This window comes from Methyloceanibacter caenitepidi, from assembly GCF_000828475.1.
GTDB lineage: Bacteria > Pseudomonadota > Alphaproteobacteria > Rhizobiales > Methyloligellaceae > Methyloceanibacter > Methyloceanibacter caenitepidi.
On record NZ_AP014648.1, the window covers coordinates 1,975,860 to 1,989,632 of the forward strand.

The following is a 13,773-nucleotide window of genomic DNA, read 5'->3' on the forward strand; positions in this document are numbered from 1 at the left end:
GGCAAGACGATTGCCGTAGCCCGGCAAAAACCGGCCGCGTGCATGCTTTGTCCGCACACGCAGTACGAGCAGGAACGCGGATCATAAGACTGCGGCTCAATAGAACGGCGTCCGCCATAGGATGCGCCTCTCGACTAGAGCCGAAACGGCCAGAGCATGAGCCCCAGCAGCCAGAGAATGATCTCGAAAGCCTTGATGATCGCGACGACCACGTCCGAGGCGAACCACCAGATCACGATAATCGCGGCCCCCACGACGAGTGCGGACATGAGCCAGACCCCGAGGTGCCTGTGCAGCGTATCGATCAAGGTTTTGCCGTCGGCCATGGCATGGATGCTCTGAGAGGAAAGGGTATGGCGAAGCAGGCAGCAAGACAGCCGGCTCTGCCCCGGCCTCTTATTATATCTGAAGAGCCCTAGCGTCTCTTCGCGACGTAGGCACGTCGCGACGATAGCACGGCAGCTTCGACAACGCGCGGAACGGGATGCGCGTTCCCCGTGATTTGCGGTGGGAGAAGGCCCTCGGGCGGAGGCGAGCACAGCCGGTGCGGGGCCGTTGGTTAGGGCTTAGGCCTCAGTCAGCCCTCTGACGGCAGGATGAGCTCGACGCGAAGGCCTCCGAGGTCCGATTCCCCAAGTCTCACATCGCCGCCGTATAGGCGCGCCAGGTCCCGCACGATCGCAAGCCCCAATCCGGATCCGGCCGCGCGGGAGTCCCAGCGCTCGCCGATATTGAAGACGACGTCACGCGCTTCTGGCGGGAGGCCCGGCCCATCGTCGTCGACGGTCATTCCGGTCGCATCACCGCCGATACAGGCGATTCTCACTGTCGACCGGGCGTGTTTGCAGGCGTTGTCGACCAGGTTGGCCAGCATCTCGTTGAGGTCGGCAGGATCGCAGGCCAAGCGGTGCCCTTCCGGCACGTCGACCTCGATCGAGACCGACTCGCCCTTGTAGAGGCGGCCCAGGGCCGAGGCGACCTCGAGCGCCGCCTTGCGGGGGTCGGCGACGACCCCGGGGGTCGAGCGCATGGCGACGGCGCGCGCACGGGCGATTTGGTAGTCGATATGGGACTGCATCTTCCGGCACTGGCTCAGAATCGTCGACGACGCACGATCCTGGCCTTCGTCTCCCAGCCGATAGGCTTCGTCCGTCACGATGGCGAGCGGTGTCTTCAGACCGTGGGCAATGTTCCCCGCTTGGGTGCGGGCGCGCTGAATCAAGTCGCCCGTCGAGGTGAGCAGTCTATTGAGGTCATCCACGAGCGGCACGACCTCCGTTGGAAACTGACCGCTCAGTTGCTTCGCGTGTCCCGAGCGCACATCGAACAGAGCTGTCCGCAGTTGCCGCATCGGCTTCAGCGCATACAAGATCAGAAGTGTTGCGGCGCCGACGAGAGACAGGCCGAATGCGGCGAGCGACATGGTGAGCGTCTTGTTGAAGCTCGAGACGACCGCATCGAGATGACGTTCGTCCGTGCCAATAATGAACCGCTCGGGAGTCGCGCCGGGATCCTTCCACACGCCTTTCTCCATGGCGATGAGGGGCCCCGTCGGTCCTTCGATGAGGTGGGTGTGTACGCCGATATCGTTCGGCGCGTCGGGCGGCATGTGGAGGGCTGGGCCTTCGAGCGACTCAGACCGCGCGAGCACTTTGCCGTCCTTTTGCACCTCCCAGTAAAAGCCGGACAGCGGAACGTCGTAGCGCGGGTCGCTGAGGTTGCGCTGTAGATGCAAGGTGCCGTCTTCGTGAAACTCGGCAAGCCGCTGCAACTCGTCGAGATGCACATGTAGCTCGTCGTAGAACTGCGTGGTTACGTGATGTTTGAAGATCGCCGACAACACGAGACCAGCGCCGATCGTCCCGAGGGCGATCCACAACGAGGCGGCAAGGATGAGTCTGCTCTTGAGGCTCGTCATGACGGTCTAATCCATCCTGTAGCCGAGGCCGCGGACCGTCGTAATGATGTCAGAGCCGAGTTTCCGGCGCAGGCGGCTGACATACACCTCGATGGTGTTCGATTCCCGGCTGTCCTCGAGCGCGTAGAGATGCTCGGCCAGTTCCGCCTGCGAAACGATCCGGCCGATCCGATGCAGGAAATAGGTCAACATCTTCATCTCGCGCGCCGTCAGTTTGACGGGCGTTCCGTTCAGCAAGACGCTGCCCGACCCGGTATCGAGCTCTATGCCCCGATGGGTTAGGACTGCGCTCGCGATGCCGGAAGCGCGGCGGACAAGCGCGCGCAGACGCGCGGCCACCTCGGGTACGTGAAACGGCTTCGTCACATAGTCATCGGCGCCGGCGTTGAGACCGTCCACCTTCTCCGCCCATGTGCCGCGCGCGGTCAGGATCAGCACGGGGAGGGTGCGGTGGGCGGCGCGCCAGCGTTTGAGGACATCGATCCCCTGCATCTCGGGCAAGCCGAGATCCAGAACGGCGGCCGCGTATTCCTCGTCGAGACCCATTGTGTAGCCGTCAGTGCCGTTGTCGGCGCGTTCGACCGTGAAGCCGGCCTGAGACAGACCGGCCATCAGCCTTTTGGCAATCTCGTTGTCATCCTCGACCAGCAGGACGCGCATGGGGAGCCTTTCGCTTCGTAACCGCCGAGCTTCTAGCACGCGCTACCTGAAAGGAACCTGAAAAGCCCTTTCAGGGTCCTGCAAGGTTCCGTTCAGGTTGGTTTCAGGTAGCGCCTATAGCCCTGTCGTTGGCCGGCAATTTCGCGGCCAGGACGGAGCTAGATATGCGCGTTTTGCCTTTGATGTGCGTCGTCATTTTTACAGCGGTTACGGCTTGTGCGGCCTCGGCTGAAACGAAGACCGTGACCCTGTCAGCCGATCAGGTGCGCCGCCTCGACATCAGGGTCGAGTCCGTGCGGCCTGCCGAGGCTGAAACCTTGGCGACACTTCCCGGCACCGTCATTCCTCCCGTCAATTCGCGCATCGTCGCGACGGCCCCGTTCGCGGGCACCCTGACCCAGGTCCATGTGCTGCCCGGTCAGCGCGTGAGCAAGGGCGAAGCGGTCGCCAGCATCTCTAGCCGCGATCTCCTCGATGTTCAGAGCCAGCTGTCACAGGCCGAGGCCGAGCTGCAAATGGCGGACGCGGTTGCGCGGCGCAAGCGGCTGCTCGTGGACAAGCGCTTCCAAAATCCTGTCGTGGCCGAAGAGGCCGAGGCGCAAGTCGCGAAGATCAAGGCGGTCATTGAGCAGTATCGGCGGACCTTGGCCCTCAACGGGATCTCGTTGGGCGCGGACGGGGCGTATTCGATTCCCGCCGCCGCCGACGGAACGGTCGTGGAGGTCAACGCCATGCCCGGAGAGATGATCGAGGCGATGGGGCCCGTTGTGACCATCGACACCAGCGATGAGCTGTGGGTCGAGGTCCAGGTCCCGGCGCGCCTGCTGCCCGCGATCGAGCTGGGCAGTGCCATCCAGATTGCCGGCGGTCCGAAAGGGCGCGTCGTATCGATCGGCAAGTCGCTTCAGGGCGTGACCCGGTCTGCGATCCTCTATGCGGCGGTTCCCTCCAATAGCGGCCTCCTGGCAGGGCAGCTGGTTTCGGTCCTGCTTCAAAAGCCCGCGGACGGTGGAGCTTTCTCTGTTCCCAGCAAGGCTGTTGCGCGCATCGATGGACAAAGCGCTGTGTTCGTACGCAACGACGCCGGTTTCGCGATCGCGCCGGTGGAGTTGCGCGGCAAGTCCACCGAGGCGGCGACGATCGTCGGAAACATCCCGTCCGATGCCATGGTTGCCGCGAGCGGCCTCCCCGAACTCGAGCAAATGCTGGCGGGAGACTAGGGGATGCTGCGCCGTCTGATCGAATTCTCGCTCACGCAGCGTGTCTTCATGCTGCTCGTCTATGCGCTGGTGGCGGCTGTGGGCGTCTACGCCTTCCGCACGATTCCCATTGACGCCTTTCCCGACATCTCGCCGGTCCAGGTGAAGATGATCCTGAAGGCGCCGGGGATGACGCCGGAAGAGGTCGAGACGCGCGTCATCACACCAATCGAGATGGAACTGCTCGGCATTCCGGGCCAGACCATCCTGCGTTCGTCCGCGAAATACGGCGTTGCCGACATCACCCTCGACTTCGAGGAAGGCACCGACCTCTATTGGGCACGGCAGCAAGTGGCCGAACGTCTCGCGGGCGTTCGCGCCGATCTTCCGGGCAGCGTGACCGGGGGCCTCGCCCCGATCTCCACGCCGCTGTCGGACGTATTTATGTTCACGATCGAAGGCGGCGAGCTTTCGCTCGAGGAGCGGCGCAGCCTTCTGGATTGGACCATCCGGCCGGCACTCCGCACCATTCCGGGCGTCGCGGACGTGAACGCGCTTGGCGGTATGGTGCGCACCTTCGAGGTGGCGCCGAACAGCGCCGCGCTCGCCGATGCGGGTCTTGGCGTTTCCGACCTGGCCGCGGCCATCGAGGCCAGCAACCGCAATGACGGCGCGGGCCGGCTCAGCGAAGGCGAGAAAGCGCTCGTGGTGCGCTCGGAAGGGGCGATCACGACGCCGAAGGATCTCGAGCAGATCGTGCTCAAGATGGACGGCGCGCGTGTCCTCCGTCTCGGCGATGTCGCCACGGTCGGAATCGGCAACCTGACGCGTTACGGCGCCGTGACCGAGAACGGCAACGACGAGGCCGTCCAGGGGCTGGTGCTGTCTCTTCGCGGTGCCGACGCCAGCGCGATCGTCCAGGCCGTGCGCGAGCGCCTCGACGAGTTGAAGCCGAGCTTCCCGCCGGGCGTCACCATCGACGTCTTCTACGATCGCTCCGACTTGATCTCGAGTGCCGTCGGCACGGTGACCAAGGCGCTCCTCGAGGCGACGGTTCTGGTCGTCATCCTGCTGGTGGCGTTTCTCGGCAACCTGCGTGCCGCCTTCGTGGTGGCGCTGACGCTGCCGTTCGCCGCGCTCCTGACCTTCGTCATGATGCGGCTGTTCGGCATGACCGCCAATCTCATGAGCCTCGGCGGGCTCGCCATCGCCATCGGCCTGATTGTCGATGCTGCCGTGGTCGTCGTCGAGAACACGGTCGAGCGCCTGCAGCACGCCAAGCCCGATTCCAAGATTCCAAAACTCAACGAGGTCTATAGAGCCGCCAGCGAAGTGGCTACGCCTGTGACGGCCGGCATCATCATCATCTGCCTGGTGTTCTTGCCGCTGCTCTCGCTGTCCGGCTTGGAAGGCAAGTTGTTCGGGCCCGTGGCGCTTACGATGATCATGGCCCTGAGCGGCTCGCTCGTGCTGTCGCTGACGCTCATTCCGGTCCTGTCGTCGTTTGTGCTCAAGTCCGGCGCGCATGCCGAACCGTGGCTCGTGCGCATGATGACGCGCGGCTATCGCGCACTGCTGAAGGCCTGTCTGCGGTTTCCTCTGCCGGTGTACTTGCTGGCTGCGGCCGGACTTGCCGCGCTCGTCGTCGCCTATGGCGCGATCGGCAAGACGTTCATGCCGACGATGGACGAGGGCAACGTGATCATGCAGATCACGAAGCATCCCTCGATAAATCTGCAGGCCAGCATCGACGGCGATCTGTCGATCCAGCGCGCCCTTAAGGAAAAGGTGCCCGAAGTCGAGCGCATTGTCGCGCGCGTGGGATCCGACGAGCTCGGTCTCGACCCCATGGGTCTGAACGAGACGGACATGTTTCTCGTCCTGAAGCCGAAGGACGAGTGGCGCGTTCCAGACAAGCAATGGCTGGTCGAGCAGTTGCGGACGGCCATGGCCGATCTTCCCGGTTACGAGTTTGCGTTCACGCAGCCGATCGAGATGCGCACCGCAGAGATGCTGACCGGATCGCGCGGCGACCTCGCAGTCAAGATCTTCGGCCCCGACCTCCAGGTGCTGTCGGACATTTCCGCGAAGATTCAGTCGACGCTGCGCGGCGTGCCGGGCGCCGCCGAGGTGTCGACGGTCGCCAATGACAGCGTCGACTACATGCAGATCGCCGTCGACCGCCTGGCCTCCGGCCGGACCGGCTTGTCCGTTACGCGGCTTCAGGACGAATTGCGGTCGGTGATCGAGGGCGCGCCGGTCGGCCTGGTCGCGGAACCCGGACGGCGCACGAACATCGTCATTCGCGGCAGCGAAACCGTCCGCGAGGATCCCGACATCTTCGCTATGACCCAGTTCGCCGCGGGCGATGGCGGCCTCGTGCGCGTGGGCGATGTCGCCCAGCTTGAGCGCGTTGCAGGGCCCATCAAGATCAGTCGGGAAAACGCATCGCGGTTCGCCGTGGTGCAGGCCTACGTGACCGGCCGCGATCTCGTCGGGTTTGTCGAGGAAGCACAGCGCGCGGTCGCCGAGAAGGTTCAGCTGCCGCAGGGCTACCGCCTGGTCTGGGGCGGTCAGTTCGAGAACCAGCGCCGTGCGGCGACGCGTTTGTCCATCGTCATTCCGATCGCGCTCGTCCTGATCTTTGGCGTTCTGTTCGCGACGCTGCGTTCCATGCGGCAATCACTGCTGATCCTCGCCAACGTCCCGTTCGCCCTTGTCGGAGGATTGCTGGCCCTTTGGCTGTCCGGCGAATACCTGTCGGTTCCGGCGTCCGTGGGCTTCATCGCGCTGCTCGGCATCGCGGTGCTCAACGGCTTGGTGCTGGTCAGTCACTTCAACGAACTCCTCGCAAACGGGATGGCGGTTCGCGACGTCGTCTACGAAGGGGCCGTGCGCCGGCTGCGTCCGGTGATGATGACCGCCAGCATCGCCGCGTTCGGGCTTGTGCCGCTGCTGTTCGCCACGGGGCCTGGTTCGGAAATCCAGAAACCTCTGGCGATTGTCGTGATCGGCGGGCTCGTGAGCTCGACGGCGCTCACACTCATCCTGCTTCCCATCCTGTTCCGGCGCTTTGGCGTTGCGGACCTTTCATCCCGCACATCTGACGGAAAACTCTCATGGACCAATCCCTTTGCAAGCTCACGCTTGTCTGCCCCCCGGACAGCGCCGACCACATCGCCGAGCTGATGCTGAATTTCGAGCCGCCGCTGCCGGGATTCACGACGTGGGCTGCCGAAGGCCACGGTTTCGGTTTCGCCGACGCGACCGTCAGCGAGCGCGTGCGCGGGCGTGTGAAGCGCACCGTGATCGTGGCCGTGCTCGGCCGAGGCGCCGCCGCCGACGTTCTCGACCTAATCGAGCGAAAGGGCGCCGTCGCCCACCTCTCTTACTGGATCGAACCTGTCGATGGCTTTGGGCAGATGCAGCGGACTGACCCGACGCCAGAACAACGTGACGAGAAACCTAACCCCCAACCCAACCCGGAGGCCAAACAATGACCACCTACCGTCCAACCACACCCGTCAGCGCACGCCGGTTGCAGCCGCTCAGAGGAATGGTGCTCGCAGCGATGACCGCCGCTTTGCTCGGAGCGCCTGCATTCGTCCCGGAGGCACGCGCGGCGTCGTCTCAAACAGCGGCGGCTCAGCTTGAGCCCGCAAACTGGTTCGGCGCGAAGCGCAAGTCCAAGAAGACCAGCAACGTCAAAAGCAGCGATGCGAATGCCGGTCGAGGTAGCTGCTGGGAATACCGGCGCCATGGAGGGCGGTGGAAGCGAGTGAATGTCTGCTTCCTCGAAGGCAAATAGGCGGCTCGCGTTCCCCAAGCCGGTAAGGACCGTCCAAACGGGCTCTTACCGCCAAGCCGTTGGTCACGTGTGATCGCTTGTTGGCTTCCATGACCGGTGAAACGTCTTCCGCCGGTTCCCATATTATCGACAGCGGTTGCAGGTGACCTGAACGTAGTAAGAGGAGGATCACATGAACAGAATTCGTATGGGTCTGCTAGCGGCAGGCATGACGCTTGCGGTCGCGGCAACCCCGGCGCTCGCTCAACAAGGCGGCCAAGGCGGCGGTATGATGGGCCAGGGTGGTGCCGGTGAAGGCAAGGGCATGATGCAAGGTGGCAAGGCGCAAGGCGGCATGATGGGCCAGCGCAAGAGCAGCTGCCCGAAGATGGGCGGCATGATGGGCCACGGAATGATGGGCAAGGGCATGATGGGGAAAGGCATGATGCATTCCCGCCCGATGATGGAAGCGCGTCTTGCCTATGTGAAAACGGACCTGGAGATCACCGATGCTCAGATGGACGCCTGGAACGCCTATGCGGACGCGTTCCGGAAGCGCCACGACGCCATGGCAAGCATGCACACCGACATGATGGCGGCCAAGAACGACGGCACGGCCGTGGAGCGGCTGGATGCCCGCATCAAGGCGACCGAAGCCAAGCTGGACGGCTTGAAGGCTCTCAAGGCGCCGACCGACGGCCTCTATCAAGTGCTGTCGGATGAGCAGAAGAAGAAGGCGGATGCGCTGCTGGGCAGCGGTTGCGGCATGATGTGAGACCCAAGGTTGGACAACCTTCCTGGCTGTCCAACCAGTCCGCCTTGTGTCGGGCCACCCCGAAAATCGAGATTGTGAGCGCGAGTCGCGCGGGCTCCGAGGCGCCGACACAACGGTCGAATGGCTTGTATCAGCTGGAATCCGGTCTTCCGCTAAGCCATTGAGAATATTGGTGAGCGCGCTGGGACTCGAACCCAGGACCCTCTGATTAAAAGTCAGATGCTCTACCGGCTGAGCTACGCGCTCCCACCAAGCCGTCCATATGGAGCGGGAGGCAGGGCGAGGTCAACACGCTAGGCCGACGTTTGCCCGATTCTTTCGCCGCAGGGGCGGGGGCGCCGCTCCCGGGATCGCGACGGGACACGCGAAATGGGCCTGTTCATCCGCCCTCACCATTCAGTATGGTCCCGTCCGGCCCTACCGGGCCCAAGGACCGGAACGTGGGGAGTGGGGGAACAGTCATGAGCATAAAGGCGAAGCACGGCTCTCCGTGGCGATATTGGCCGCGGCTGCTGTTGATCATTCCATTCGCGCTCGTCGCCTGGGTTCCCCTTTACAACCGCATCGAACCCACTCTCTTCGGTATTCCATTCTTCTACTGGTATCAGCTGGCCGCCATCATCGTGGGCGCCTTGGTGGTGATGGCCGTCTACTACCTCGACCGGCGTGAGACGTTCGCGGCGGAGCAGGCCGGCGATAAGACGAAATCCGGTACGGACGCGGGACGCGGAGGGCGCCCGTGAACTTCGACCTGACCGCGACCATCGTCTTTGTAGCCCTGTTCGTTTTCGTCACTTGGGTCGGCTTCGTCGCCGCGCGTTGGCGGAAAGCGGATCTCGATCAGTTGCACGAATGGGGACTCGGAGGCCGCCGCTTCGGCACGATCGTGACGTGGTTCCTCCTCGGGGGCGATCTCTACACGGCCTACACCTTCATCGCCGTGCCCGCGCTCGTGTTCGGTGTGGGCGCGATGGGCTTCTTCGCCGTGCCCTATACGATCATGATCTATCCGATCCTGTTTCTGGTGTTCCCGCGTCTGTGGGTCATCGCCAGACGGGAAGGGCATGTGACGGCGGCGGACTATATCCGCTTCCGCTTCAACTCGCGTTTACTGGCGCTGGCGGTCGCCATGACGGGTCTCGTCGCGACCATGCCCTATATCGCGTTGCAGCTCGTCGGCATGGAAGTAGTGATCGGCGCGCTCGGTTTCGACACGCAAGGCTTTGCCGGACACATCCCGCTCATCATCGCCTTCATCATCCTGGCCGCCTTCACCTATACGAGCGGCCTGCGCGCGCCGGCGCTGATCGCCGTGGTGAAGGATATGCTCATCTTCGTCACCATCTTTGCGGCGATCGTGATTATCCCGGCCAAGCTCGGCGGCTACGGCGCGATCTTCGATGCGGTCCCGCAAGCCAAGCTGACCCTGACGCCACCCACCGGCGACTCGCTCGGCAATTTCAGCGCCTACGTGACCCTGGCGCTCGGCTCGGCGCTGGCGCTGTTCCTGTATCCGCATTCGATGACGGGGATTTTGAGCGCCTCGAGCGGCCGGGTCATTCGGCGCAACGCCGCCGCGCTCTCGGCCTATTCCTTCATTCTGGGCTTGATCGCGCTGCTGGGCTACATGGCCATCGCGGCCGGCGTCGATAAGAACCCGCTTCACGCGGCCGGCTTCGAACGCTACGGGGCAAATTTCGCCGTGCCCGCGCTGTTTCTCGACATGTTTCCAAGTTGGTTCGTGGGCGTCGCTTTCGCCGCGGTGGCCATCGGCGCGCTCGTGCCCGCGGCGATCATGTCCATCGCCTGCGCAAACCTGTTCACCCGCAATCTCTATAAGGAGTATTGGCGGCCGCACTGCAGCGACGCGGAGGAAGCGCGTGTCGCCAAGATCGTGTCGCTCGTGGTGAAGGTGGGCGCGGTCGTCTTCATTCTGGCGATCCCCACCAGCTATGCGATCCAATTGCAGCTCCTCGGCGGCATCTGGATCATTCAGCTTCTGCCGCCGATCCTGCTCGGATTGTTTACGCGGGGCTTCAACGCGCACGCATTGTTGCTTGGCTGGGCGGCCGGCACCGCGGTGGGCACGTACATGGCCGCCAGCCGCGGCTTCGTGTCCTCCATCTACCCGTTCGAGGTGCTCGGACTAACGGTCCCCGGCTATGCGGCGCTCTACTCGGTCATCGTGAATCTTCTCGTGGCCGTGGCGTTGAGTCCCGTGCTGGATCGCCTTTGGCCGCAGGCCGAACCGCTCGACCGGGCCCCGATTCGCCGGTAGGCTCCGAGCTGCTGTCTTTCCGCCATCGGGCGGGGAGTGAGCCTGCGATAGGGAGGGATCGTCATGGCACAACACAATCCGCAGAGCCGCGGCTACTTGCTCATCGTCCTGGCGGCGATTGTGGTCTGCTTCGTGATTGCGCAGCTCATTCTTGGCGGCGGCGAGAGCGACACGCACACCGCGACGGATGCCGCGGGCAGCCACCAGGCAGAGGCATCGGACCCGGCACACGAGGAGACGATGTCCGAGGAGGTCCCGCCCCGCATGCAAATGGGCGGCGGAATGGACGACGGCGTGTCGCCGCCCGACGAGATGCAGGACGACAGCACGCTCGACGGAGCGCCAAAGGAAAATCCCTAAGCTTGGCGCAAGGCGTTTGCGCAAATCGGGAGTTTGAAGCGGGGATGTCGGCGTGACCTCCGCCTGTTCCGGAAGCCAAAAAGGAAGAGCCCCGGCGCGGGGAGTGCCGAGGCTCGTACGCATTACACAGAACGCACTACCTGCCCAGACCGAACTCTACTGGGCAGGGGGATCATGGCGAGTCCCTATGGCAGTTCTATGACGATTCGTTGTCAGTTAGCTTAATAGCCACAGCCATTTGCGCCGGGACGCTCAACCCGTTTGATGACGTCCTCAGATGGCCGGAAAGTCCGCTGCATGGCCGCGCAGAGGCGGCCGCAAGAGACCCCGCGCGAGGTGTCTTGTGCCATACGGTGACGCATGCAAAATGCGCGTGGCGCATCTGAAAAGCTTCGCGAGGACAACGATATGCGGTGGCGCGGCCAGCGGCAGAGCGAGAACGTTGAAGACCGGCGCGGGAGTGGCGGCGGGGTCTTCCGGTTTCCACTTCCCGGTGGCGGCGGGATGCGCTTTCCGTCGAGCGGCGGCGGTGGCGGCAAGGGTGGCGGCATCGGCCTCCTTGGCCTCCTGATAATCCTTGGTCTCGTGCTGTTTTTCGGGTTCGATCCCGGCTCCCTCATGCAAGGGTCTGGACCCACCGGCGGCAGCGGATCGGGCTTCCCCGATATTCGCCTGCCGCAGCAGCCTCGGACCACCAACCTTCCGGCGCCCGGCACGCAGGGCCAAATCGCCAAGCCCCAATCTTCGAGCGAAGACGATCTCAAGAGCTTCGTCTCGGTGGTTCTCGCGACCACGGAGGATGTTTGGAACAATGTCTTCAACCAGCTCGGCGGGAGATACAGGGAACCCCGGCTGGTCTTGTTCGAGGGCTCCGTTCGCTCTGCCTGCGGTACGGGCATGTCGGCCATGGGGCCTTTCTACTGCCCGGCGGACGAAAAAGTGTATATCGACCTCGATTTCTACCGTGAACTGAAGAACAGGTTCCGGGCCCCCGGCGACTTTGCACAGGCTTATGTGATCGCCCATGAGGTCGGGCACCACGTTCAGAAGGTTTTGGGAATTGCCGACAAGGTCGAGGCGGCGAAACGGCGGATGGGCCGCAGGGGCGGCAATGCCCTGCAGGTCCGCATGGAGTTACAGGCCGACTGCTTTGCCGGGGTTTGGGCCCACCAGATGCAGGCTGACAAAGGACTGATCGAGCCGGGCGATATCGACGAGGCTCTGCAAGCGGCCAGCGCCATCGGCGACGACCGTATTCAGCGCCAGACTCAAGGTTACGTGGTTCCCGATTCCTTCACCCATGGCTCGTCGGAACAACGGGTGCGCTGGTTTCGCCGCGGATTCCAGAGCGGTCAGCTTCAAGCCTGTGATACGTTCAACACTGATCAACTATAGCACGAGGTCTGAAGAGACATATCGCGCTTAGTGTGGTGCGTTGTCCCCCGAGTCAGCGTAAGCTGTAATTTCTGAGCGAGGTCAACGAGGTGCGGTCTCTTGGCTGACCCAATAATCAATAATCAATAAGCGGGGGGCCAGTTGGGTATTTGCCGGTGGTTGGTGGCCGCAGCGTTTTTCGCTGTCTCGGCCCATGTCTGGGGCGTGGCCGACGCGTCGGACGATGAAGTTGTTCTTGGCACGACGCTGCCGTTGACGGGGGCCCACCGTCGCAGCGGGGCCAATACCAAAAATGGATACGAACTCGCCATCCGCCAGGTGAATGGGCGGGGCGGGATTGTCGTGCGCGGAAAGCGCTATCGCCTTAAGGCGCGCTACTACGACGACAACTCGGATCCCTTGCAGGCGCAGGAACTGATCGACCGTCTGATTCACACGGACGGCGTAAAGTTCATCCTCGGCCCGTATCACGGTGGGCAAAATCGCGCCGTGCTGACGACGATCGAGCGCAACCGTGTTCCCATGGTCGACGCGCATTCGGTTCCGCGGAAGCAAGGCGCCCGGGGCAGCACCTATTCTTTCGCCGTCGCCGCGACGCCAGATCAATACTTCACACCCGCGCTGGAATTCGCTGCTGCTTTTGCCGAGAAGTTCGGAAAGGCCGCGAACGGGCTGAGGATCGGCATGGCGACCGAGGACGATACGTTCTCGCGCGAAGTGCGCGCCGGCATCCTGTCCGATGTTCGGCGACTCGGCATTGCTTGCATCATCGACGACCAATTGCCCGAGAACTTCGAGAGCATGGCCGCGACGTTGGATAAGGTGAAAAAGCTCAAGCCCGACATTTTTTTGGTGTCGGGGCACGACGAGACGGCCGTGACGGCGGTAACCGAAATCGAGAAATCAGGCGCAGGCTTGCCGATGGTTGCGGTGACCCATTGCGAAACCGCGCGACTCGCACAGTCGGGTAATCGCTCCTCCAACTTCGTCTTTTGCCCGGTGCAATGGGATCGCGCGGCGAAGCACAAGGGTGCTCTGTTCGGGACGAGCGAAGAATTCGCGCGTCTATACGAGAAGACCTTCAATGATGAGCCGACGTCCGTCGCGGCCCAGGCCGCGGCTGCGGTCTACGTTTTTGCCGATGCATTCAAGCGTGCGCAAAGTTTTGAGCCTGAAGAAGTGCGGGACGCGATCTCGGCCACCGACCTCGATACGTTTTTCGGACACATCAAGTTCGACGCTCAAGGCACGAACAGCAAGAAGTCGTTGATGCTCACGCAGATCATCGACGGAGATTATGTGCTCATCGCACCGCATGCCTGGGCGGAGCAGGAGCCGGTCATCACGAAACCGGCGGTCACCGATCAAGCGCCATAGCCATCCGTACGTGACGCGTCCGGC

The 13,773-nt window shown here is 63.2% G+C and carries 13 protein-coding genes and 1 tRNA gene; 10 read left to right on the top strand and 4 right to left on the bottom strand.

From position 1 onward, the window contains the following. Window positions 1-134 precede the first annotated feature (134 nt). From GL4_RS09155 to GL4_RS09165, 3 genes are all read right to left on the bottom strand, one after another. The gene (locus GL4_RS09155; protein ID WP_045366836.1) at window positions 135-326 is read right to left on the bottom strand and encodes a hypothetical protein; all 192 of its coding nucleotides are present in this window, start codon (window positions 324-326) and stop codon (window positions 135-137) included. 251 nt (window positions 327-577) lie between these two features. Continuing rightward, on the bottom strand, window positions 578-1,918 hold the full coding sequence (locus tag GL4_RS09160) for an ATP-binding protein (RefSeq protein WP_045366838.1): 1,341 nt from the start codon (window positions 1,916-1,918) through the stop codon (window positions 578-580). A gap of 6 nt (window positions 1,919-1,924) precedes the next feature. Beyond that, the gene (locus tag GL4_RS09165) at window positions 1,925-2,578 is read right to left on the bottom strand and encodes a response regulator transcription factor (RefSeq protein ID WP_045366841.1); all 654 of its coding nucleotides are present in this window, start codon (window positions 2,576-2,578) and stop codon (window positions 1,925-1,927) included. 164 nt (window positions 2,579-2,742) lie between these two features. On the opposite strand from GL4_RS09165, the gene GL4_RS09170 reads away from it, so the two are divergent. From GL4_RS09170 to GL4_RS09190, 5 genes are all read left to right on the top strand, one after another. Beyond that, window positions 2,743-3,798, top strand: coding sequence for an efflux RND transporter periplasmic adaptor subunit (locus GL4_RS09170; protein ID WP_045369867.1), 1,056 nt, complete (start codon window positions 2,743-2,745; stop codon window positions 3,796-3,798). Window positions 3,799-3,801: 3 nt separating this feature from the next. Continuing rightward, window positions 3,802-6,966 (top strand): efflux RND transporter permease subunit, encoded by a 3,165-nt coding sequence (locus GL4_RS09175; RefSeq protein WP_045366843.1) that lies wholly within the window; start codon window positions 3,802-3,804, stop codon window positions 6,964-6,966. Continuing rightward, complete coding sequence (locus GL4_RS09180) at window positions 6,966-7,277, top strand: DUF3240 family protein (protein ID WP_045366845.1); 312 nt, start codon at window positions 6,966-6,968, stop codon at window positions 7,275-7,277. Before GL4_RS09175 ends, GL4_RS09180 begins: the two co-directional genes overlap by 1 nt. Then, window positions 7,274-7,585 (top strand): hypothetical protein, encoded by a 312-nt coding sequence (locus GL4_RS09185; protein ID WP_156137486.1) that lies wholly within the window; start codon window positions 7,274-7,276, stop codon window positions 7,583-7,585. Before GL4_RS09180 ends, GL4_RS09185 begins: the two co-directional genes overlap by 4 nt. A gap of 172 nt (window positions 7,586-7,757) precedes the next feature. Continuing rightward, entirely contained in the window at window positions 7,758-8,339 is a 582-nt protein-coding gene (locus GL4_RS09190; RefSeq protein WP_045366849.1) for a Spy/CpxP family protein refolding chaperone, read from the top strand. A gap of 170 nt (window positions 8,340-8,509) precedes the next feature. On the opposite strand, the gene GL4_RS09195 is transcribed toward GL4_RS09190, so the two are convergent. Further along, window positions 8,510-8,585, bottom strand: a tRNA-Lys gene (locus GL4_RS09195). Window positions 8,586-8,800: 215 nt separating this feature from the next. On the opposite strand from GL4_RS09195, the gene GL4_RS09200 reads away from it, so the two are divergent. From GL4_RS09200 to GL4_RS09220, 5 genes are all read left to right on the top strand, one after another. Beyond that, window positions 8,801-9,082 carry a DUF3311 domain-containing protein gene (locus GL4_RS09200; protein ID WP_045366851.1) on the top strand — a complete coding sequence of 94 codons (282 nt, stop codon included), beginning with the start codon at window positions 8,801-8,803 and terminating at the stop codon, window positions 9,080-9,082. Then, window positions 9,079-10,617, top strand: a complete 1,539-nt coding sequence (gene mctP / locus GL4_RS09205) for a monocarboxylate uptake permease MctP (protein WP_045366853.1) — start codon at window positions 9,079-9,081, stop codon at window positions 10,615-10,617. Before GL4_RS09200 ends, mctP begins: the two co-directional genes overlap by 4 nt. Window positions 10,618-10,680: 63 nt before the next feature. After that, a complete protein-coding gene (locus tag GL4_RS09210) occupies window positions 10,681-10,977 on the top strand; it encodes a hypothetical protein (protein ID WP_045366855.1) in 297 nt (98 codons plus the stop codon). Between the two features lie 408 nt (window positions 10,978-11,385). After that, on the top strand, window positions 11,386-12,372 hold the full coding sequence (ypfJ, locus tag GL4_RS09215; RefSeq protein WP_045369868.1) for a KPN_02809 family neutral zinc metallopeptidase: 987 nt from the start codon (window positions 11,386-11,388) through the stop codon (window positions 12,370-12,372). A 162-nt stretch (window positions 12,373-12,534) separates the two neighbouring features. Continuing rightward, the gene (locus GL4_RS09220; protein WP_045366857.1) at window positions 12,535-13,749 is read left to right on the top strand and encodes an amino acid ABC transporter substrate-binding protein; all 1,215 of its coding nucleotides are present in this window, start codon (window positions 12,535-12,537) and stop codon (window positions 13,747-13,749) included. Window positions 13,750-13,773: the final 24 nt, after the last annotated feature.